The sequence below is a fragment of the Microbacterium schleiferi genome (genome assembly GCF_020781975.1).
Classification (GTDB): domain Bacteria; phylum Actinomycetota; class Actinomycetes; order Actinomycetales; family Microbacteriaceae; genus Microbacterium.
This window is the reverse complement of sequence record NZ_JAJGNI010000009.1, coordinates 58,613-79,238: the sequence shown is the minus strand read 5'-3', so window position 1 is coordinate 79,238 and position 20,626 is coordinate 58,613. Positions and strand designations below refer to the sequence as shown.

Genomic DNA, 20,626 nt, shown 5'->3' with positions numbered 1-20,626 from the left:
CGGTGCGGACCCAGCAGCACGAAACATGCCGGAAAACGTGGATGCCTAAACTTGAACCAGGCGAGACAGAGGAGGCAGGGATGTCGCTCATCGACGGCGCTGCCACGGACGTTCCCGAAGCTCTCGCCCATGCGCTGCGCGTCCTTGACGGGCGCTCAATGACGATCCTCACCGGTGCTGGCGTTTCGACCGACTCGGGAATCCCGGACTATCGCGGAAAGGGTGCGCCGGTGCGCCGCCCCATGACCGTCGAGCAGTTTCTTGGCAGCGATGCCGCACGTCGGCGCTATTGGGTCGGCTCCCACCTCGGGTGGCGCAGCTTCGCCTCGGCAGAACCCAATGCGGGGCATCGTGCCATCGCCACACTCGAAGAGCACGGGGTTGCCACCGGGGTGATCACACAGAACGTGGACGGTCTGCACGTGCGGGCCGGCAGCCGCCGCGTGGTTGAGCTGCACGGCACGATGCGTCGCGTGTTCTGCACCCGCTGCGGCCAGGTCTTCGACCGGCGGGATCTGTCTTCACGGGTGGAGAGTGACAACCCCTGGCTGGTCACGACGCACGAACTGCCCCTTGGACCCGACGGCGATGTGACGCCCGAAAGTACCGACGGTTTCATCGTGCCGGACTGCTCGGTGTGCACGGGAACCCTCAAACCCGATGTCGTCTTCTTCGGCGAGTACATTCCGACCGAGAAGTTCCGTGAGGCAGAGCAGCTCGTCCTGGGCAGCGAAGCCCTCGTCATCGCCGGCTCTTCTCTCGTGGTGAACTCCGGCATCCGCCTGCTGGAACGGGCGCGCCGCCGGCGAATCCCGATCGTGATCATCAACCGCGGTCAGACGCGAGCGGACGGGCGCGCCACCGTGAAGATCGACGGTGGAACCTCCGAGGCCCTCACAGCGCTGCTCGAGGGATTGGTGACGCCAGTCGGTCAGCGAGAGCTGGCAAGTAGTCTCGAGAGGTGACCCACCTCACGCTCATCCGTCATGGCGAGACGGACTGGAATCGCGCCCGGCTCATTCAGGGCAGTACCGACATCCCCCTCAACGAGACCGGACGAGCGCAAGCCCGTCAGACCGCCGAACGGCTACGCGGAGCACTCGAAGACCCGACCGCTGCGCGCATCGTCAGCAGCGACCTCTCTCGCGCCCGTGAGACAGCGCAGATCATCGCTGACCAGTGGGGATCGGAGGCGCCGCTGGCGTACTCGGCGCTCCGTGAGCGCGCCTACGGCGAGGCCGAAGGGCTGACGGTCGATGATTTCGCCGTGGGGTGGGGCAACTGGTACACGGCCGAGGTGCCCGGCGCGGAATCGCGGGAGCAGCTGCAGCTGCGAGCGTTCGCGGCATTGGATGCCGTCGTCACCGACGCTCTTGCCGCTCAGCCCGATCTCACGCGAGTATTCGTGGTCACTCACGGCGCACTCATCCGTTCCGTCATCCATCACGTGAGCGACGGCAGGCTACCTGCCCGCGAAGAGCGGCTTGCCAACGGATCCGACTACACCTTCCAGTACTCGCCCGATGGACTCACCTTGGTCGACTACGCGGGGGCGGCAGTCTCCCTCTAGGTTGGGCATACCGATCCGCCCATCGGACTGCGCTACGCAGCTCGCTCAGTTTCGTGATGACATTGTGAGCAACATGAGCAATCCGCGAATCAGCGACATGCTAGCCTTTCGCGATATGACCGCTCTTGACCATGTCGACCTTGAGCTCCTGGCTGCGCTCGCGGCGGACCCGCGCGCGACCGTGGTGGCACTGTCGGATCGCCTCGGTCTGTCTCGGAACACCGTGCAGGCGCGGATGTCGAGGCTCGACAAGGCAGGCGTCTTCCTCTCGTACGAACGGGCTCTCTCCCCCACCGCTCTGGGTTTTCCCATTGAGGCATTCCTCAACGTCACGGTCCGCCAGGCTGACTTGCCACGGATCACAGCAGAACTCGAGAGGATCCCCGAGATCGTTCAGGTGCACGGCCTGAGCGGGACCGTGGATTTGCTCGTCCGAGTAGCGTGCCGCGATACCCAGCATCTGTTCGATACCGATGCCCGCATCCTCGCGATCGAGGGCGTCGAGCGCACCGAGACCTCGCTGGCGATGGGTGAAGTGATCGGCTATCGGGTGGGCCCACTCATGGAGCTGGCACGAGAGGAACGCTAGCTTTCTCTTCCTTCGCGGCCTCGCCGGGATCGGAACGCACGAGGATCACTCCCGTCAAGATCATCGCTCCCCCGACTGCCTGCATCACGGTCGGCACCTCGGCGATCACAACCCACGCAATGAGCAGCGCGAACAGAACCTCGGTGAGCCCGACGAACGACGCGACGCGGGAACCGAGCATCGATCCCGCTCGCACCCCGAACGCGTAGCCTCCGGCAGTTGCCACGACAATCACCCACGCGATGGGGACGTACCAAGGAAGGCTGACGCCGGCCAGTACGACATCGACGTCCGGAGCCGTGAACGCCAAGAAGCCGGTACCCACGAGCACGCCCATCAGAAGTGCGCCGGTGATGAGGCCGCCCGAGGCTAGCGCGAGCGGCGGGATGTCGTCGCCGGTCTTCTCGGCGATGAGAAAGTACGCGGCGGTGCAGGCGGCTGCCCCCAAGGCGAGCAGGGTGCCGAGCAGGTCGAAGCTTGCCCCGGCAATGTCGACGACGAGCACGAGGCCCGCGATCGCGAGAACCGAGCCCGCGAGAATGCGGCGGGAGGGTGCTCGCCGGGTGCGCACCCACGCGAGCCCGACGAGCAAGACCGGAGCCAAGTACTGGATGAGCAGGGCCATCGCCACCGGCATCCGTTGCAGGGCAGCGAAGTAGAAGATCTGGCAACCGGCCACTCCGGTGAGCCCGAAAGCCACGATTAGCAGGCCGTGCTTGCGAAGAAAGCCGGGCCGGCGACGGATCGTCACAATCAGCACGGGCGCGAGAATCAGGGCGGCTCCACCCATGCGCAGCAACAGGGTCGCGCCCAGGCTCCATCCTGCCTCCATCAGGGGCTTCATGAAGCTCCCCGAGGACGCGAAGCTCAGCGCGGACAACAGTCCGATCGCGAGCCCCGCCAGCGAGGAGTGCCGACGCGCAGGAGCGGTGAGCACGGGGACCGGAGCGGTCGGAGCGGACATGGGCGGCCTGTCAGGAGTGAAAGGGGGTGACACTCGTGACACACTCGTCACGAACGAAACAGTAGCCCTCGGCATGTCAGGAGTCAACATGGTTTTTATCCATGACACCGAGATGGCCCTGCGCGCGGCCGTCGACCTGGTCAACACGCTGCCCCTCGGCGGTGACGACGACACCCTTACTACCGCAGACGAGTACGATGCCTTCCTCGCACGCTACCCCTACAGCGGCACGGTTTCACGCACGCGTGATGAGCACGAGGCTGTGCGCGCCATCCGGTCTCGTCTTCGCACCCTCTGGGGAGTCGACCGTGAGAGTGCCGTGCCGATCGTCAATGCCATGCTCCGCGACGGTGAGGCGCTTCCCCAACTCGTGATCCACGACGAGTACGACTGGCACGTGCACGCGTCGGATGACGATGCGCCCCTGGCCACACGCATCCTGGTCGAGACAGCGATGGCGTTCGTGGAGGTCATCCGCATGGACGAGTACGATCGGGTGCTGGTCTGTGAGGCTGACGACTGCGAAGGAGTTCTGGTCGATTTCTCCCGCAACCGCTCGAAGCGCTACTGCGACACCGGCAACTGCGGCAACCGCATGAATGTCATCGCGTATCGGGCTCGTCGAGCCCAAGAAACGTCCTGATTGCAGCGGCGGCTGGCGCTGGCGTTTCGTAGTGGATGAGGTGTCCGACATCCGCGATCTCGACGAGGGCGGCGTTGGCGAACAGGCGCGCGAGCTCGCGCTCCGCCTCGATCGGCGTGATGTCATCGCGCTCGGCCGCGATGAGCAACGTCGGCTGCGTGATGCGGGAAGCGAATTCCCTGACGTCGTGGGAGACCGAGGCCACAAACGCATCGTGCAGCACATCACGATCGGCGAAGCGCGAGAAGTACGTGTCGTGCTGGTCGTGGATGAACCGGCGCAACTCAGGGTCCCGCGTCTTGGCCATTGACACGCTCATGACCCGCACGACTGCACCGTTTCTGAGGAGCGCAGTACCGACGCCGCTCGGTAGCCGCGCGCCGGCCCAGTAGTAGAAGACCGCGAGCCGGGTGAGGATCCCCCGCGGGCCTTCCAGCGCGGGCGCACCGATCGGATTCACCAGGATGACACGCGGGGTATCGAGCCCGGCGGCCACGGCGGCAGCCACCACGATCGACCCGAAAGAGTGACCGAGGATGACCGCCCCCGGCGCGACACGAGAAACGAACTCGGCGAGCCATTCGGCATACAGCGACAGGTCATGCCTGCGCCCGGCGATCGGCGCCGTGTCACCGAAGCCGGGGAGATCGGGCGAGATGATGCGCATTCCCGGGAGGTGAGCGACGACGGGCTCCAGCCCGTGGTGCTCGCCGCGGAAGCCATGAACGGCGACGACGGTGACCGGCGCATCTGCCGGTCCGTAGTCCCAGTACGCTGTCGTGCCACCGAGCACTGACACGTCACGGCCGGTCACCGGAATCTCGTCAAGAAGCGCGGCGTACGGATGCGGGGCGGGCACCCGACGAGTCTACTGAGCGCACCCGCCCCTTCGACGCTGACAGAAACGACGAAGACCCCGCTCGAAAGCGGGGTCTTCGTCGTGTGCGATTCGGGCTTACTTGCTCGAGCCGCCGAAGTTCTTGAAGCGCTGGTTGAACTTCTCGACGCGACCTGCCGAGTCCATGATGCGCTGCTTGCCGGTGTAGAACGGGTGCGAGGCGGAGGAGATTTCGACGTCGATGACGGGGTACTCCACGCCGTCCAGCTCGATCGTCTTGTCGCTGCTGACCGTCGAACGCGTGAGGAAAGTCTCGCCGGAACCGAGGTCGCGGAACACGACAGGCTGGTAGTCGGGGTGAATGTCAGTCTTCATGGGGTTCCTTGCCGAGATGGGGGAAAGAAAGTCTGCGGTGCGCTGGCACCAAAGGACGAGTCTACCAGGTTCGCGTGCGGATGCCGATCACGACGTCCTCGCCCGCGCGGCATAGCGACCGGCCTCCTCGTGGAGGGCGATCGGTACGCCGAAGGCGGTACTCAACGCGTCCTCCGTGAGGGTCTCGCGCAGGGGTCCCGCTGCCACGACAGCCCCCTCGCGCAGCAACAGCACGTGAGTGAAGCCCACCGGTATCTCTTCCACATGGTGGGTGACCATGACCATGGCGGGAGTGGTCGGCTCGGCAGCGTAGCCGCTCAGGAGCGTGAGGAGCTCCTCGCGTGAGCCCAGGTCGAGACTCGCTGTCGGTTCGTCCAGCAGCAGGAGTTCGGGGTCCGTCATGACCGACCGAGCGATCTGCACGCGCTTCTGCTCGCCATCGGAGAGCGTGCCGAAGGTGCGCGTTGCAAGATCATCGAGCTGCCACTCGGCAAGCACCCGCATCGCACGGCGAACGTCGACCTGGTCGTACTCTTCGCGCCAGCGACCCATCACCGCGTAAGCGGCGGTCATCACGACATCCAGCACTGTCTCGTCCGGCGGGATGCGACGCGCCATCGATGTGGACGCGAAACCGACGCGCGGACGCAGCTCGAAGACGTCGGTACGCCCGATCCGCTCACCCAGGATGCTCACGCGACCCGAGGTCGGGTGAAGCAGCGACGCCGAAAGCTCAAGCAGGGTTGTCTTCCCTGCGCCATTCGGGCCGAGCACGACCCAGCGCTCGTCCTCGGACACTGTCCAATCGATGTGATCGATGATGTCTCGGGCGTTTCTGCGGACGACGACGTCGGAGAATTCGAGCACCTGAGCCATGCGTTCCAGCCTATCGGGCGCCGCGTGCCACCTCGGCGTAAAGCGCGGCGGTTTGCTCCGCGATGCGCTGCCAGCTGAACTCCGTAGTCGCACGCTCGCGACCAGCCCGCCCGTACTCCTTCGCCATCTCGCGATCACTCACGACTTCGCCCAGGACCCGGGCGAGGTCGGCGACGAACGCCTCGGGATCCAGTGGCGTTCCGGTGCCGTCCGTGACCTGTTCGATCGGAACCAGCCTGCCCGTCACACCGTCGGCGACGACTTCCGGGATGCCGCCAGTGGCGGTGCCGACGACTGCTGCGCCGCACGCCATGGCCTCAAGGTTCACAATGCCGAGGGGCTCGTAGATCGACGGGCATACGAAGGTCGTCGCCGCGGTCAGCGCCACGCAGAGCTCGTGTCGGCTGAGGTGGCGGTCGATCCAGACCACCCCATCGCGTGTCTCCTGCAACCCCCGAACAAGTCCCTCGACCTCAGCGAGGATCTCGGGCGTGTCCGGGGCGCCGGCGCACAGGATGAGCTGCACCTCCGGGTCCAAACGCTCGGCCGCGCGCAGCAAATACGGCAGACCCTTCTGCCGTGTGATGCGCCCGACGAAGACGATCGATGGTCGGGTCGGATCGATGCCGAGCGCGGCGAGGGTCTCGGCATCCTCGACCGGATGCCACTGCTCGGTGTCGATGCCGTTGTAGATGACCCGGACGGTCGCCGGATCGAGGTCGGGGTAGCTGCGCAGGATGTCGGCACGCATGCCCTCGCTTACCGCGACGATCGCCGCTGCCCCGTGGTACGCGGTGCGTTCGATCTCACTCGAGACCGCGTATCCGCCGCCGAGTTGTTCGGCCTTCCATGGGCGGAGCGGCTCGAGGCTGTGTGCTGTGACGATGTGGGGGATGCCGTGGAGCAGCCCTGCCACGTGCCCGGCGAAGTTGGCGTACCACGTGTGGGAGTGCACGACAGCGGCGCCTGCCACATCGTCGACGATGAGCAGGTCAGTCCCCATCGTCTGTATCGCCGCGTTCGCGCCCCGAAGCTCTGCCGGCGTGACGTACGACGTCGTGCCAGCTTCGTCGCGATCAGCGCCGAAGGCGCGCACCTGAACGTCGAGCGGAGCGGCGCCAGGCGCCTCGCTCGCCGGAAGCGCGCGGAGCGCCTTGACCAGCTCTGCGACGTGCACACCGGCGCCCCCATAGATCTCGGGCGGATACTCCTTGGTGACGATGTCGACGCGCATGTGTCGAACGCTAGTACAGGGTCACCGGGCGGCATAGTGTGGGGGTATGGCTACGTCGCCCAAGATCTTTGGAATCGTCCTCGCCGGTGGAGAGGGTAAGCGGCTGATGCCGCTGACCGCCGACCGCGCCAAGCCCGCGGTTCCCTTCGGCGGCCAGTACCGGCTGATCGACTTCGCGATCTCCAACCTGATCAATTCGGGGCTTCGGCAGATCGTCGTACTCACGCAGTACAAGTCCCACAGCCTGGATCGCCACATCTCGCAGACCTGGCGGATGTCGCCGATGCTGAGTTCCTACGTCGCCTCGGTGCCTGCTCAGCAGCGGCTCGGAAAGCGCTGGTTCTCGGGCTCTGCCGACGCGATCCTGCAGTCGATGAACCTCATCATCGACGAACAACCCGACATCGTCATCGTCATCGGCGCGGACCACGTGTATCGCATGGACTTCCGCCAGATGCTCGACGCCCACATCGAGTCGGGTGCCCGGGCGACTGTTGCCGGCATCCGTCAACCGATCGGCCTCGCTAACCAGTTCGGCGTCATCGACGTCGAACCGGGCTCGACGCGCATCCGCGAGTTCCTCGAGAAGCCGCAGAATCCGAACGGTCTGGCTGATGCTCCCCACGAGGTCCTGGCGTCGATGGGCAACTACATTTTCGACACGGATGCCCTGATCGAGGCAGTCGAGGCCGACGGTGAAGTCCCGACATCAAACCATGACATGGGCGGCGACATCGTGCCGTACTTCGTCAACCGCGGCGAGGCGAGTGTCTACGACATGAAGCTCAACGATGTTCCCGGATCCACGGATCGGGACAGGTCCTACTGGCGGGACGTCGGAACGATCGACTCGTTCTTCGACGCGCACATGGACCTGATCTCGACGCTCCCGGTCTTCAACCTCTACAACACCGACTGGCCGATCCACTCCCAGACCGTCAACTCGCCGCCAGCGAAGTTCGTGCGCGACTCGGTCGGAAGGATCGGGACCGCCATCGATTCGGTGGTCTCGCTCGGTTCCGTGCTCTCGGGAACGCACCTGGAACGCAGCGTCGTCGGCCCGTGGACTCTCGCTGCCGGCGGATCGACCATCACTGATGCCGTACTGTTCGACTACGTGCGCGTAGGTCCGGGTGCGCGCGTCCACCGCGCGATCCTCGACAAGAACGTCGTAGTCGCCGACGGCGCGACGATCGGGGTCGACCGGGCTCATGACCTCGAACGTGGATTCACCGTCACGGACTCCGGGATCACCGTCGTCGGCAAGGGCGTCGTCGTCGAGCGCTGATCCGTGCCGCGCCGGCCGGGCCGGTAGCGTAGTCGGGTGATGCCAGCCCGCTTCCTTGTCGTTCTCGATGCCGATTCGACGCTGCTGCGTAATGAGGTGATCGAGCTCATCGCCGATGAGGCGGGTCGCGGCGCAGAGGTCGCTGCCGCGACGGAGGCAGCGATGCGCGGCGAGGTTGACTTCGCCGCGAGCCTGCGAACCCGCGTGGCCGCTCTGACGGGAGTACCGCTGGAGGCGTTCGAGCGCGTGCTGGCGCGCGTCGAGCCGACACTGGGCGCATCCGAGTTCATCGCCGGCGTCCACGAGCGCGGCGGCGTGGTCGGTGTCGTATCCGGCGGTTTTCACGAGGTCCTCGATCACGTCGCGCCCAGGCTCGGGGTGGACCGTTGGCGGGCGAACCGCCTTGCCGCTTCGGACGACACCCTGAGTGGAACCGTAGAAGGCGAGATCGTTGACGCTGAGGGCAAGGCCGCAACCCTGCGGGAGTGGGCGGGCTCACTCGGCCTCGCCTTGGCGCAGACGATCGCGGTGGGCGATGGCGCCAACGACCTTCGAATGATGGCGACGGCGGGCCTCGGCGTGGCGTTCAACGCGAAGCCCGCAGTCCGTGAGCGTGCCAACGTCGTGGTCGACCCGGTCGACCTGCGCGAGATCCTCCCCCTCCTCCCCCGCTGAAAGCACTGCGAGAGCGAAGCGCGGGCAGGGTCCTGATCGGTGTCGGATGCCGGCGCTAGCGTTGCCGCTATGCACATCATCCTGATTCCCGGCCTCTGGCTGGACGCGTCATCGTGGGACGACGTCATTCCTGCGCTTCGCGAAGCAGGCCACGAACCGCACTCCGTGACGCTTCCGGGTGTGGGCGAACCGGCCGACCGGTCCGGAGAGATCGGCATCACCGAGTGGGTGGGTGCTGTGGTCGATCTGATCGACCGGCTCGACGGCGATGTCGTGCTCGTCGGTCACAGTGGCGGGGGCAACGTCGCGTGGGGTGCGGCAGAACGGCGTGTGGATCGTGTGGGGCGCGTGATCCTGGTCGACACGCTTCCGCCGACCCCTGGCGGGATGATTTGGGAGTTCCCCATCGTGGACGGAGTTGCGCCCTTCCCCGGATGGGACACGTTCGAAGAGCGCGAGATCCGCGACCTCTCCGAGGCGGTGCGAGTCGCGGTGGCACAGCGGGCCCTGTCGGTGCCGGCACAAGTGCCGACCGACGCGATCACGCTGACGGACGAGCGACGTCACCGGGTTCCGATGACCGTCCTTATGGGGACCGCGAGTGCCGACGAGATCAGCAGCCTGCTCGAGGACCCGCCCCCATGGGCAGCCGAGCTCGCCGCGAGTGAGCACCTGTCGATCGTCGAGATCGACTCGGGTCACTGGCCGCAGTTCTCGGTGCCCGATGAGCTCGCCAGAATGCTCATTGCCGCCATCCGGGAGGACTGAACTTCGTCAGTGCCCCATACCCAGGCCGCCATCGACCGGGATGACCGCTCCCGAGATGTAGGCGGCGTTGTCTGAGGCGAGCCACGTGACCACACCGGCCACCTCGTCTGGGGTCGCGAACCGGCCCGCGGGGATCGTCGCTTTGTACTGCGCCTGCGTCTCGTCCGGGAGCTCGGCGGTCATGTCGGTCTCGATGAAGCCGGGGGCCACCACGTTGGCGGTGATAGCGCGACCGCCGAGCTCCCGTGTCAGCGACCGCGCGAACCCGACGAGCCCGCTCTTGGATGACGCGTAGTTGATCTGGCCCGGCGAGCCGTAGAGGCCGACAACGCTCGAGATCAGGATGACCCGTCCCCACTTAGCGCGCAGCATGCCCTTCGCCGCACGCTTGACGACACGGAATGCGCCACCGAGATTCGTCGCCACGACCGAATCGAAGTCGTCTTCGCTCATACGCAACAGCAGGGTGTCCTTCGTGACGCCCGCATTGGCCACCACGATCGTCACCGGTCCGAGCTTTTCCTCGACCTCCGAGAACGCGGCGTCGACGGCCGCGGCATCCGTCACATCGGCGCGCACCGTCAGCGTGCCGGCGGGGCCCTCTCCGGAGCGGGCGGTCACGGCGACCGGGTACCCCTCCGCGACGAAACGCTCGGCGATGGAGCGACCGATGCCGCGATTGCCTCCGGTGACGAGAACGACGTGATCGGTGGACATGAAGCATCTCCTGCGGTCGATTCGACCCGCTGCGCGGGCAGGACCGACCCAGACTACCGTCCACGTTGACACGCCACGGGGCTACTGGAACGCTGGTGGCAGCACGAACGATCGTGCGGATGCGTGTCAGAAAGGCCGAACCGTGAGCGACCAGAACACCCCCGCAGCCCCCGAGGAACAGCCGCCCGCGGCAGCTCCGGCACCACCTGCTTCCTACCCGCCGCCGGCCCCGCCCGCACCTCCGGCCTACGGCGCGCCGGCAGCTCCGCCTGCCTACGGGGCAGCGCCCGCCTACACCGCGTACCCGCAAGGCCCCAAGACCAACACGCTGGCGATCGTGTCCCTCGTGTCATCGCTCGTGGGTGTCTTCGTGATCCCCGTCATCGGCCAGATCGTCGGCATCATCACCGGCCACATGTCGCTCAGCCAGATCAAGCAGACGGGTGAGGGCGGCCGCGGGCTCGGACTTGCCGGAGTCATCATCGGTTGGGTGACGTTGGGACTGGCGATCCTCGGCATCATCTTGTTCATCGCATGGTTCGGAGTCATCTTCGCGAACGCGCGCGAGATGGGTTATTCGTCCTAACCGTCACGTCACAAGCGCCGCCCCGACGGATCCCGTCGGGGCGGCGCGGCGTAATCTGGTATGACCGTGAAATCATCTGCCAAACCGCAACCGGCGACGTCCCTCCCCCGGGCGCCGAAAGAGGACGCAGGCAAGCGGTCGACGACGTATCTCGTGATGATGGCGATCCGTCTCGTCTGCCTCGGCCTCGTCCTGTTCGTGACGCCCTACAGCTGGTACACCTGGGTCTTCGCGGCCATGGCGATCTTCCTTCCGTATCTCGCTGTTGTCATCGCCAATGTCAGCGCAGACATGACCGCACCCACGGCGCTCGGGCCCGAACGCATGATCGAGGCGCCGGCGCCGGGCCAGACTTCAGCTTCGCCTTCGCCGGCGGCACCGCAAGTCATCCGGATCGACGAGAGTCGGCAGGAGGACGCGGGTGACGACTGAATCCCCGACCGCGGGCCCAGAGACGATCTGTTCACGCGCCGGATGCCGCGAGGATGCGCAGTGGAGCATCCGATGGCGAAACCCCCGAATCCACAAGGGAGATCGCAGCAAGACGTGGCTTGCCTGCGATGAGCACGTCGGCTACCTGCGAGAGTTCCTCGCTGCGCGCTCGTTTCCCCTCAGCGTGGAAGCTTTCGCGGCGGAACAGGCGTGAGTGAGCACAAGGCGCCTGCGGCAGAGCACAAGGCGCCAGCGGCGGTGCGCTGGACGGCGTACATCGGCATCGCGGTGCTGTTCGCGATAGCGTGCGGATTCCTCTCCAACTGGCAGTTCACCCGCAACGCTGAGCGCTCGCAGCAGCTTGCTCTCGTCGAGGCCAACTACGACGCCGAGCCTGCGGCGCTCGATGATCTGGTGCCCGAGACGGGAGATCTGCCGGTCGACAACGAATGGCACCCGGTGGCGCTCCAGGGAACCTATCTGGTCGACGACACAGTGCTGGTAAGGAACCGCCCGCACGGCGGGACTGCCGCCTTCGAGGTCCTGGTGCCGTTCCAGACGACGGACGGCCGAATCCTACTCATCAACCGCGGCTGGGTTCCCCCCGCCGAAGACAGCGATCCGAGTGCGGTCCCCGCACCCCCTGCGGGCACCATCGACGTGATCGCACGGCTGCGACCGGGAGAGTCGCTCCCCCGATCGGGACGTACCGAGGCCCCCGAGGGTCAAGTGCCGACGATCCACCTGCCGCTTATCGCTGAAGCTCTCGGCGGCGACCCCGCGTTCATCACAAGCGCGTATGGCGTCATGGTCTCGGAGACTCCGGCTGCAGCATCCGTACCCAATCAGCTGGAATCCCCCTCTGAGGACCCCGGGCCCTACCTGTCGTATGCGATCCAGTGGATCCTGTTCGCCGTGATGGGATTCTTCTTCATCGGCTACGTCATCCGCACCGAGGTCCGTCACCGCCGAGAGGAGACCGACGACACCCCTCGCCCCCCGCGAGGCCAGCGCCGGCGCGACCGCGACATGGCCGAGGAAGACGAGATCCTCGACCGACTCCCTCAGTAGGGCGCGAGCGCGCCTGCGAGGCGAAGCCTCAGGCGAGCGTGATGAGGTCGATGTAGTCGCGACCCCAGATGTCTTCGACGCCGTCGGGAAGAATAAGCACCCGCTCGGGGTTCAGCGCCTCCACAGCACCCTCGTCGTGAGAGACCAGGATGACTGCGCCCTCGTAATGTGCCAACGCGCCCAGGATCTCGTCGCGGGATGCCGGGTCGAGGTTGTTGGTCGGCTCGTCAAGGAGCAGCACGTTGGCACTAGAAACGACCAGCGTCGCCAGCGACAGGCGGGTCTTTTCCCCGCCCGAAAGCACCCCGGCGGGCTTGAGCACGTCGTCTCCCGTGAACAGGAACGACCCGAGAACCTTGCGTGCCTCGGTAGCGGTGATGTCCGGCGCCGCGGACATCATGTTGTCGAGCACCGAGCGGCCCACATCGAGGTTCTCGTGCTCCTGCGCGTAGTACCCGATCTTCAGTCCGTGTCCGGGCTCGACCTGTCCGGTATCGGGACGGTCCACTCCGGCGAGGATGCGCAGCAGCGTCGTCTTGCCGGCACCGTTGAGTCCGAGCACGACCACCTTCGATCCGCGGTCGATCGCCAGGTCGACATCCGTGAAGATCTCCAGGGACCCGTACGACTTCGAAAGCCCGGATGCCATGAGTGGCGTCTTGCCGCACGCTGCCGGCTTCGGGAAGCGGAGTTTGGCGACGCGGTCCTCTTGCCGCACCTCGTCGAGGCCCGAGAGAAGCTTCTCGGCACGTGCAAGCATCTGGTGCGCAGCAGCAGCCTTCGTGGCCTTGGCCCCGAACTTCGCCGCCTGCTGCTGGAGCGCAGTGGCCTTCTTTTCGGCGTTGGCGCGCTCCTTCTTGCGGCGCTCCTCGTCGGCCACACGTTGGCGCAGGTAGTTCTTCCACGACATGTTGTAGATGTCGATGACCTGACGGTTTGCGTCGAGGTAGAAGACGCGGTTGACGGTCTCGCCGACGAGTTCGACATCGTGCGAAATGACGATCAGACCGCCCTTGTAGTTCTTCAGGAACTCCCGCAGCCACACGACACTGTCGGCATCCAAGTGGTTCGTCGGCTCGTCGAGGATCATCGTCTGCGCGTCCGAGAAGAGGATGCGGGCAAGTTCGATGCGTCGGCGCTGACCACCCGACAGCGTACTGAGCGGTTGGTCGAGGATGCGGTCGGGCAATGCCAGGTTGTGGGCGATCGAGGCTGCCTCGGCCTCGGCGGCGTACCCGCCGAGAGCCTCGAAGCGCTCGGTGAGCGACCCGTAGCGGCGCATGGCGCGCGCGGCGACATCGGCATCGTCATCGCCCATCGCGAGGCTTGCCTCGTGCATCCCGATGGCGAGCTGGCCGAGCCCCCGCGCGTCGAGGATGCGGGTGCGGGCGAGATCCTCGGGATTACCCGAGCGCGGGTCCTGGGGCAGGTACCCGAGTTCGCCGCTGCGATCGACGCGACCCGCAGCCGGCAGAAGGTCGCCCGAGAGCACTTTCGTGAGAGTCGTCTTGCCGGCACCATTGCGACCCACGAGCCCGACCTTGTCGCCCGCGCCCACGCGGAACGTGACGTCCGACATGAGCACCCGGGCGCCCACGCGAATCTCGAGGTCGTGCACGGAGAGCACAGCAAAGCTCCGTTTCATTCGGTGAGAAGGGTACAAGGGGGCCGATGGCCAGCCCCCTAGTATAAGTCGCAATACTTCGCCGCCTGGATTCAACTGACCAAGGAGCACCATGACGACTGCCGCCGCACCGGCCACGCACACCCGGGTTCTCGCCGACATCATCGCCCGGCCCTCGTCGCGGGCGCGGGCGTTCGCCATCGACGCCGGCCTCGTGCTGGCGGGAGTCGCCGTCGTGGCGTTGCTGGCGAAAGTGTCGTTCTTCATCGGGCCGATCCCGATCACGGGGCAGACCCTCGGCGTCATCCTCGTCGGCGCTGCGCTGGGGTCCGCGCGCGGCGCTGCCACGATGACGACCTACATGTTCGTCGGCCTTCTCGGTCTGCCGGTGTTCGCTGGACCGGTCGCAGGCCCGGCCTACCTGCTGGCTCCCTCGTTCGGGTTCATCCTGGGCTTCATCCCGGCGGCGTTCGTCGCCGGATGGTTCGCTGAGCGTGCTTGGGATCGCAAGCCCCTCCTCGCCTTCGCGGGGTTCGTGATCGCCAGTGTCATCCCGTTCGTCATCGGCGTGCCCTACATGGCCTTCATTCTGTCGACAGTCATGGGCCAGACGATCTCGCCAGCTGAGGTGCTCAATGCGGGCCTATGGCCGTTCATCGTTCCCGGCCTGATCAAGGCGGGCTTTGCGGCGCTCCTGATCCCCGGCGCATGGGCGCTCGTGCGCCGGATCGACACCGCCAAGAAGCGCTGAGGTTCAGCGGGAGAGCTCGCCGATCCGCTCGATCGCCTCGCGCAGAACCTCCGGCGAGCACCCGAAGTTGACCCTCACGAACCCTCGACCCTCGTCACCGAAGGTCGGACCGTGGTGGACCGCGACTCGCGCCTCGGTGAGAATCCGCTCTGCGGGGTCCTCACCCCACCCCAGGCCCGACAGATCGACCCAGGCAAGGTACCCCGCATCGGGGATCGCATACCGCGCCGCCGGTACGTGCTCGGCGAGCAGGTCGGCGAGGAGGTGCCGGTTCGCGTCGAGCGCGGCGAGTAACGCATCCAGCCACTCATCGCTCTCGGGCGAGAAGGCCGCAACGCCTGCCAGTGCGCCGAAGTGACCAGTTCGCCACTCGACTTCCTTCGGGAGCCCCTGCACGACCCGGCGCGTGTGGTCAGCGGCGGTCGACATCAGCGCGCACTTCAGACCAGCGAGATTGAAGGCTTTGCTTGCGCTCGCCACGGCGTATCCGACGGATGCCGCAACCGGAGATGCGCTGAGGAACGGTGTGAACGTCGCCGGCGCATGCACCAGGGGTGCATGAATTTCGTCACTGACGACGATCGCGCCGTGGCGTGCGGCGATCTCGGCGAGTTCTGCAAGCGTCTCGCGGGAGTGCACTGTTCCCGTCGGGTTGTGCGGGTTGCACAGCAGAACCGCGCGGGCGCCTCCGGCCAGTGCCGCCTCGATGCCGGCCAGATCAAGCGTGTATCCGGCATCCGCGAGCAGCGGCACTGTCTCGACGACTCCCCCCGCTTCCGGGATGAGGTCGTAGAACGGCGGATACACCGGGGGCGTGATCACGACGCGGTCCCCGGGTGAGATTGTGGCTCTGAGGATCTCGACGAGACCCATGACGACGTCGCCCGTCGAGCGAACGTGCGCGGGGTCGATCTCCCAGCCGTAGCGCCGCCGCGCAAAACCGGCGTAAGCCTCAGCGATCCCCGGCTTCGGCGGCGTATACCCCGTGTCACCGATCTCCACCGCTGCGCGCAAACGCGCTGTGATCGCCGGCGCGAGCGGGAAGTCGGTCTCTGCAACGAACAGCGGCAGCACATCGGCCGGGTAGGCGCGCCATTTCGTGCTGGTCCGTTCACGCAGTCGCTCGATCGGGAGGGCCTGGAGGGGACTCACGGTCATTCTCCGAGCCTAGCCGTGCGAGCCCGAACCTGTCCGGGCGCAGCCGCGCAGCGGGGTGCCGTCCTCGGGGCTGGCACCGGGTCTGGCGGGAGCGGGCGCAGCCCGCGAGGGCATGTCCCCGAGGACGGCACCCCGCGGAGCGGCGGACATCAGACCCAGCCGCATAGCGGCACACATCAGACTCAGCCGCATAGCGGCACACATCAGACTCAGCCGCGTAGCGGCACACATCAGACTCAGCCGAACAGGAGATAACGCGTGGGGTCGTCGGGAAGAACCCAGTTGAAGCCCTCCTCGGCGAACACGACCACGAGGTTGATCGCAATGGTCGCGACGAACAACCACACGACGACCCAGGCGAGAATGCGCAGCCAGCCAGTGGCGGGAGCGATCGGCAGCAGATCCCGCGCGAACAGCGCGACAACCCCGGCGAACACGATAACGACGACGAACGTGATCAGCGCCCAGGTGTACAGGTGCAGGCCCAGAACCGCCTCGCCGTAGCCGGGATCACCGGGCAGGATGTGGAGCAGGATCTGCCGTATGGAGATCGCCGCGCCCACGACGGCACCGAGGATCGCTAGCCCCAGGCCGGTCGCGAGTTCGCGCAGCAGAAGCTCGCCGCGCAGCGCCCTCACCACGACGTACAGCGCTCCGAGGCTCGCCAACATCATGCCCATCCGCTGCAGGATGCACAGCGGGCACGGCAGTTCGCCGAGCCCGAATTGGAAGACGAACATCGCCATCGACAGGATGCCGACATAGGCCACGAGGAAGGCCACGAAGGCCCAGAACGAAAGTTTGCGAACCACGATCGAGGCGGACATCAGAAGCTCAACTCCAACACGTCGTTCGCGTGGTAGGCGAACAGCCCGATCACGGCAAGCGCGGCGACGGCCCAGGAGCCGATGACCAGCCACCGACTCTTGGAGAAGATGATGATGAGGGCTACCGCGAGCAGCACGCCGAAGATGAGGGTGTCCACGCCCTCAACGTAGCGGGGGCTCCAGCTCGGGAGCCATAGCGCGCGGAGCCGGCGAGCCGTCCGACGTTCAGTCGCGCGAGCTCGCGTTCACCTCGCCGGAACGCTCTTGACCGCTGAGGGCTGCGATCGCGTTCATCGTGCGCTCGGTGATCTGCCGCCGGGCTTTGCCTGCCGGAACGCCATCGAGATCGGAGAGGTCGAGCGGCTCACCGAAATGCACCTCGATTCGAGACCTTCCCGGCACCAGGTGGCTGAAGGGCTTGACGGTGCCGGTACCGATCAACCCCACGGGGACGACCGTCGCGCCGGTGTCGTACGCCATCCATGCCGCTCCCCCGTGCCCCTCGTGCAGTCTGCCGTCGCGCGAGCGGGTGCCCTCGGGGAAAACGGCGAAGACGCTGCCGGCTCGAAGGATGCTGGCACCGGCCTCGAGTGCCGCGCGCGCATCGCGTCCCGTTGCGCGGTACACCGGCACCCCGCCGATCGACGTGAAGAACCAGCGCATGAACCGTCCGAGCAGCCCGGACCCGGTGAAGTACGACGACTTGATGAGGAACTGGACAGGTCGCGCGGCGGACGTAGGGATGATGACGGTGTCGAGAGAGGAGAGGTGATTGCTCGCGAGCAGGACGGGTCCGCGCGGGGGCACGTTTCCCCGACCGACGATGCGCGGCCGGTACAGGATCCAGAACAGCGGGCGGAGGACGACCCGCCCGAGGAAGTAGATGAATCCTGGCCGGGAGACACGGCGGGGCGGAGCGGGATCTGTCACCCCGCCACCCTATCGGCGGCAGAACACGGCGTGATGGCACGCCCTGAAGGAGGAGCCGATCAGATGGCGAAGCCGAGGGCACGCATCATGTCGCGACCATCGTCGGTGATGCGCTCGGGGCCCCACGGCGGCATCCACACCCAGTTGATACGGAAGCGTTCCACGACATCGTCGAGGGCCTGCGCCGTCTGCTCTTCGAGGACGTCGGTGAGCGGGCACCCGGCGGAGGTCAGCGTCATGTGGATGACGAGAGCGTCGTTCTCGTCATCCCAGCTGAGGTCGTAGATCAGTCCGAGGTCGACGACATTGATCCCGAGTTCGGGATCCATGACGTCCTTGAGGGCCTCGGTGACCTCGTCGAACTTCTCAGGGCTGAGAGTCGCGGTCATGACTTGATCCTAGGCGCCGGATCCGGCGGCGGGCTCGAGAAAGCGATCGTATCCCTCGGCCTCGAGCCGGTCGGCAAGCTCCGGCCCGCCCTCTTCGACGATGCGTCCGCCGACGACGACGTGCACGAAGTCGGGGTGGATGTAACGAAGGATGCGGGTGTAGTGCGTGATCAGTAGCACGCCCATGTCGGTCTCGGCCTTGGCACGGTTGACGCCCTCCGAGACGACCTTCAGGGCATCGACGTCGAGACCCGAGTCGGTCTCATCGAGCACAGCGATCTTCGGCTTCAGCAGCTCGAGCTGCAGGATCTCGTGGCGCTTCTTCTCGCCGCCCGAGAAGCCCTCGTTGACGTTTCGCTGCGCGAACTTCTCGTCCATACGGAGGTCCGCCATGGCCTTCTTGACGTCCTTGGTCCACGTGCGGATCGAGGGCGCCTGCCCGTCGATGGCGGACTTCGCCGTGCGCAGGAAGTTCGTCACCGTCACGCCGGGGATCTCGACGGGGTACTGCATCGCGAGGAAGAGACCGGCGCGCGCGCGCTCGTCGACCGACATCTCGAGGACGTCTTCACCGTCGAGCGTGATCGAGCCGCTTGTCACGGTGTACTTGGGGTGCCCGGCGATCGTGTACGCGAGGGTCGACTTGCCCGACCCGTTGGGGCCCATAATCGCGTGGGTCTCCCCCGTCCGAATCGTGAGGGTCATGCCGTTGAGGATCTCGGTCTCTCCGGCATCCGTGTCGACCGTGACGTGCAGGTCGCGGATCTCGAGAACAGCCATGGGGTTCCTTTTCAGTGGATGTCTGGGGTGACGGCCTTGGTGACGGCCGGGTCGATCAGGACGTCGTCGCCCTCGATCGTGACCTCGTACACCGGCACCGGCTCGTACGCGGGAAGGTTCAGGGGGCGGCCCGTCAGAAGCGAGAACGCTGAGCCGTGGGCCCAGCATTCCAATGTCTCGCCCTCGACGAAGCCGTCGGAGAGCGAAATGTCACCGTGTGTGCAGGTATCGCCGATGGCGTGCACGTCACCGTTGGAGTCTTTGACGACAGCGATCGCAACACCGTCGATCACGACGCGCTTGGCAGCGTCCTGTTCCAGCTCGCTCAGCGAGCACACGCGGGTGGCGCTCACGCAGCCGCCTCCTGTTCGAGTTCGGCGGTGACCGCCTCGGTGAGTTCAGCCTCGAGCTCGGGGATGCCGAGGCGCTGGATGATGTCGCTGAGGAATCCGATCACCACGAGCCGGCGGGCTTCGTCTTCGGGGATACCTCGCGCCTGCAGGTAGAAGAGCTGCTCGTCGTCGAAACGACCGGTGGCGCTGGCGTGTCCGGCACCCTGGATGTCGCCGGTCTCGATCTCGAGATTCGGGATCGAGTCGGCGCGGGCACCGTCGGTGAGCACGAGGTTGCGGTTGGCTTCGTAGGAATCGGTGCCGACGGCCTCGCGCCCGATGAGCACGTCCCCGACCCAGACGCTGCGTGCGCTCGAGCCCTGCAGGGCTCCCTTGTAGAGCACGTCGGCACTCGTGTTCGGGCCGCGGTGGTGGACGTACACCTGGCTCTCAAGGTGCTGACCGGAGTCAGCGAACGACAGACCGTAGACCTTGCCCTCGGATCCGGCGCCGGCGAGATCGACGGAGGGGTTCACCCGCACTACCGCGCCACCGAGGCTCACGACGGTGTGCCGGAGGGTCGCGTCGCGTCCCACGACAGCCTGGTGCGCGGCGACGTGCACCGCATCGTCGTCCCACCGCTGCAGCGAGACCAGCGTGAGGCTGGCACCGTCACGGACGATGATCTCGACGTTCTGCGCGAACTGGGCCGACCCTTCGTGGCGAAGCACGACAGTCGCACGCGAGTGCGGGGCAGCTTCGATCACTACGTGGGAGTGGGTGCGGAGTTGGGCGCCGGAGCCCGTGAAGACTACTTCGACGGGCTCATCGAGTTCGGCATCGGCCGGCACCTTCAGATAGAGCGCTTGCGCGGAGCGCTGCCAGGCGATTGCGCTCGGCAGATCCTCGGGCACGAAGGCTTCGCCGCGCGGTGACTCGCCGACAGCGAGGCCGGCTGCCGCGAGCGGGCCCGTCACCGTGATGCCGACAGCGCCTTCGTCGCCGGGCTCGTCGGCGAACAGCGGAGCGACAGCCGCGATGGGGCTGTGCTTCCAGTTGACTTCGCGCCCGGTCGGTGCACCGAACGCCGAGGGCTCGTACGAGCGCGGGCGTTCGGAGCGGGTCTGGACGGGAACGAGGTCCCAGCCCCCGTCGGTGTGCACGGTTGATCCGGGCGCCGTCGCCGACGCCTGTGCGGTAGTCGTCATC

Annotated in this window: 27 protein-coding genes; 12 read left to right on the top strand and 15 right to left on the bottom strand. The window is 66.4% G+C overall.

Features of this window, described 5'->3' with window-relative positions:
- The first annotated feature begins 80 nt into the window (after positions 1 to 80).
- From LL236_RS11860 to LL236_RS11850, 3 genes are all read left to right on the top strand, one after another.
- The gene (locus LL236_RS11860; protein WP_228179061.1) at positions 81 to 965 is read left to right on the top strand and encodes a Sir2 family NAD-dependent protein deacetylase; all 885 of its coding nucleotides are present in this window, start codon (positions 81 to 83) and stop codon (positions 963 to 965) included.
- Positions 962 to 1,570 carry a histidine phosphatase family protein gene (locus tag LL236_RS11855; RefSeq protein ID WP_228179060.1) on the top strand — a complete coding sequence of 203 codons (609 nt, stop codon included), beginning with the start codon at positions 962 to 964 and terminating at the stop codon, positions 1,568 to 1,570. Before LL236_RS11860 ends, LL236_RS11855 begins: the two co-directional genes overlap by 4 nt.
- A 115-nt stretch (positions 1,571 to 1,685) precedes the next feature.
- Positions 1,686 to 2,159 (top strand): Lrp/AsnC family transcriptional regulator, encoded by a 474-nt coding sequence (locus tag LL236_RS11850; RefSeq protein WP_228179059.1) that lies wholly within the window; start codon positions 1,686 to 1,688, stop codon positions 2,157 to 2,159.
- On the opposite strand, the gene LL236_RS11845 is transcribed toward LL236_RS11850, so the two are convergent.
- Positions 2,131 to 3,123, bottom strand: coding sequence for an EamA family transporter (locus tag LL236_RS11845; RefSeq protein ID WP_228179058.1), 993 nt, complete (start codon positions 3,121 to 3,123; stop codon positions 2,131 to 2,133). The genes LL236_RS11850 and LL236_RS11845 overlap by 29 nt on opposite strands.
- An 88-nt stretch (positions 3,124 to 3,211) precedes the next feature.
- Here LL236_RS11845 and LL236_RS11840 point away from each other — a divergent pair, with 88 nt between their 5' ends.
- Positions 3,212 to 3,766 carry a CGNR zinc finger domain-containing protein gene (locus LL236_RS11840; protein WP_228179057.1) on the top strand — a complete coding sequence of 185 codons (555 nt, stop codon included), beginning with the start codon at positions 3,212 to 3,214 and terminating at the stop codon, positions 3,764 to 3,766.
- Here LL236_RS11840 and LL236_RS11835 read toward each other — a convergent pair.
- The 4 genes from LL236_RS11835 to glgA all read right to left on the bottom strand — a co-directional run bounded on the left by LL236_RS11835 (position 3,726) and on the right by glgA (position 7,089).
- Positions 3,726 to 4,625 carry an alpha/beta fold hydrolase gene (locus LL236_RS11835; protein WP_228179056.1) on the bottom strand — a complete coding sequence of 300 codons (900 nt, stop codon included), beginning with the start codon at positions 4,623 to 4,625 and terminating at the stop codon, positions 3,726 to 3,728. The genes LL236_RS11840 and LL236_RS11835 overlap by 41 nt on opposite strands.
- A gap of 96 nt (positions 4,626 to 4,721) precedes the next feature.
- On the bottom strand, positions 4,722 to 4,979 hold the full coding sequence (locus LL236_RS11830) for a type B 50S ribosomal protein L31 (RefSeq protein ID WP_228179055.1): 258 nt from the start codon (positions 4,977 to 4,979) through the stop codon (positions 4,722 to 4,724).
- Between the two features lie 87 nt (positions 4,980 to 5,066).
- A complete protein-coding gene (locus LL236_RS11825) occupies positions 5,067 to 5,855 on the bottom strand; it encodes an ABC transporter ATP-binding protein (protein WP_228179054.1) in 789 nt (262 codons plus the stop codon).
- 10 nt (positions 5,856 to 5,865) lie between these two features.
- Positions 5,866 to 7,089, bottom strand: a complete 1,224-nt coding sequence (gene glgA / locus LL236_RS11820; protein WP_228179053.1) for a glycogen synthase — start codon at positions 7,087 to 7,089, stop codon at positions 5,866 to 5,868.
- Between the two features lie 46 nt (positions 7,090 to 7,135).
- Here glgA and LL236_RS11815 point away from each other — a divergent pair, with 46 nt between their 5' ends.
- The 3 genes from LL236_RS11815 (at position 7,136) to LL236_RS11805 (ending at position 9,820) form a co-directional block, all read left to right on the top strand.
- Entirely contained in the window at positions 7,136 to 8,377 is a 1,242-nt protein-coding gene (locus LL236_RS11815) for a glucose-1-phosphate adenylyltransferase (protein ID WP_228179052.1), read from the top strand.
- Between the two features lie 39 nt (positions 8,378 to 8,416).
- Positions 8,417 to 9,052, top strand: a complete 636-nt coding sequence (gene serB, locus LL236_RS11810) for a phosphoserine phosphatase SerB (RefSeq protein WP_228179051.1) — start codon at positions 8,417 to 8,419, stop codon at positions 9,050 to 9,052.
- A 69-nt stretch (positions 9,053 to 9,121) separates the two neighbouring features.
- A complete protein-coding gene (locus tag LL236_RS11805) occupies positions 9,122 to 9,820 on the top strand; it encodes an alpha/beta fold hydrolase (protein ID WP_228179050.1) in 699 nt (232 codons plus the stop codon).
- A gap of 6 nt (positions 9,821 to 9,826) precedes the next feature.
- On the opposite strand, the gene fabG is transcribed toward LL236_RS11805, so the two are convergent.
- A complete protein-coding gene (gene fabG, locus LL236_RS11800; RefSeq protein ID WP_228179049.1) occupies positions 9,827 to 10,537 on the bottom strand; it encodes a 3-oxoacyl-ACP reductase FabG in 711 nt (236 codons plus the stop codon).
- A gap of 142 nt (positions 10,538 to 10,679) precedes the next feature.
- Between fabG and LL236_RS11795 the strand changes: the two genes are divergently transcribed.
- The 4 genes from LL236_RS11795 to LL236_RS11780 are packed head-to-tail and all read left to right on the top strand — an operon-like array spanning position 10,680 to position 12,626.
- The gene (locus LL236_RS11795; RefSeq protein WP_228179048.1) at positions 10,680 to 11,123 is read left to right on the top strand and encodes a DUF4190 domain-containing protein; all 444 of its coding nucleotides are present in this window, start codon (positions 10,680 to 10,682) and stop codon (positions 11,121 to 11,123) included.
- Between the two features lie 60 nt (positions 11,124 to 11,183).
- A complete protein-coding gene (locus tag LL236_RS11790; protein ID WP_267189799.1) occupies positions 11,184 to 11,555 on the top strand; it encodes a DUF3099 domain-containing protein in 372 nt (123 codons plus the stop codon).
- On the top strand, positions 11,545 to 11,769 hold the full coding sequence (locus LL236_RS11785) for a hypothetical protein (protein ID WP_228179046.1): 225 nt from the start codon (positions 11,545 to 11,547) through the stop codon (positions 11,767 to 11,769). Before LL236_RS11790 ends, LL236_RS11785 begins: the two co-directional genes overlap by 11 nt.
- Positions 11,766 to 12,626 carry an SURF1 family cytochrome oxidase biogenesis protein gene (locus LL236_RS11780; RefSeq protein ID WP_228179045.1) on the top strand — a complete coding sequence of 287 codons (861 nt, stop codon included), beginning with the start codon at positions 11,766 to 11,768 and terminating at the stop codon, positions 12,624 to 12,626. Before LL236_RS11785 ends, LL236_RS11780 begins: the two co-directional genes overlap by 4 nt.
- 28 nt (positions 12,627 to 12,654) lie before the next feature.
- On the opposite strand, the gene abc-f is transcribed toward LL236_RS11780, so the two are convergent.
- On the bottom strand, positions 12,655 to 14,253 hold the full coding sequence (gene abc-f, locus LL236_RS11775) for a ribosomal protection-like ABC-F family protein (RefSeq protein ID WP_228179097.1): 1,599 nt from the start codon (positions 14,251 to 14,253) through the stop codon (positions 12,655 to 12,657).
- 109 nt (positions 14,254 to 14,362) lie between these two features.
- Here abc-f and LL236_RS11770 point away from each other — a divergent pair, with 109 nt between their 5' ends.
- Entirely contained in the window at positions 14,363 to 15,001 is a 639-nt protein-coding gene (locus tag LL236_RS11770) for a biotin transporter BioY (protein ID WP_228179044.1), read from the top strand.
- A 3-nt stretch (positions 15,002 to 15,004) separates the two neighbouring features.
- Here LL236_RS11770 and LL236_RS11765 read toward each other — a convergent pair whose 3' ends face one another.
- The 8 genes from LL236_RS11765 to sufD all read right to left on the bottom strand — a co-directional run bounded on the left by LL236_RS11765 (position 15,005) and on the right by sufD (position 20,625).
- Positions 15,005 to 16,159 carry a MalY/PatB family protein gene (locus tag LL236_RS11765; RefSeq protein WP_228179043.1) on the bottom strand — a complete coding sequence of 385 codons (1,155 nt, stop codon included), beginning with the start codon at positions 16,157 to 16,159 and terminating at the stop codon, positions 15,005 to 15,007.
- A 236-nt stretch (positions 16,160 to 16,395) separates the two neighbouring features.
- Entirely contained in the window at positions 16,396 to 16,986 is a 591-nt protein-coding gene (locus LL236_RS11760; protein WP_228179042.1) for a disulfide bond formation protein B, read from the bottom strand.
- Positions 16,986 to 17,144, bottom strand: coding sequence for a DUF5993 family protein (locus tag LL236_RS11755; protein ID WP_228179041.1), 159 nt, complete (start codon positions 17,142 to 17,144; stop codon positions 16,986 to 16,988). Before LL236_RS11755 ends, LL236_RS11760 begins: the two co-directional genes overlap by 1 nt.
- A 67-nt stretch (positions 17,145 to 17,211) precedes the next feature.
- Positions 17,212 to 17,916, bottom strand: coding sequence for a lysophospholipid acyltransferase family protein (locus LL236_RS11750; RefSeq protein WP_228179040.1), 705 nt, complete (start codon positions 17,914 to 17,916; stop codon positions 17,212 to 17,214).
- A 59-nt stretch (positions 17,917 to 17,975) separates the two neighbouring features.
- Entirely contained in the window at positions 17,976 to 18,305 is a 330-nt protein-coding gene (locus tag LL236_RS11745; protein WP_195693758.1) for a metal-sulfur cluster assembly factor, read from the bottom strand.
- Between the two features lie 9 nt (positions 18,306 to 18,314).
- Positions 18,315 to 19,085, bottom strand: coding sequence for a Fe-S cluster assembly ATPase SufC (gene sufC, locus LL236_RS11740; protein WP_228179039.1), 771 nt, complete (start codon positions 19,083 to 19,085; stop codon positions 18,315 to 18,317).
- A gap of 11 nt (positions 19,086 to 19,096) precedes the next feature.
- Positions 19,097 to 19,438 (bottom strand): non-heme iron oxygenase ferredoxin subunit, encoded by a 342-nt coding sequence (locus LL236_RS11735; RefSeq protein ID WP_228179038.1) that lies wholly within the window; start codon positions 19,436 to 19,438, stop codon positions 19,097 to 19,099.
- Positions 19,435 to 20,625 (bottom strand): Fe-S cluster assembly protein SufD, encoded by a 1,191-nt coding sequence (sufD, locus tag LL236_RS11730; RefSeq protein WP_228179037.1) that lies wholly within the window; start codon positions 20,623 to 20,625, stop codon positions 19,435 to 19,437. Before sufD ends, LL236_RS11735 begins: the two co-directional genes overlap by 4 nt.
- Between the last annotated feature and the right edge of the window lies 1 nt (position 20,626).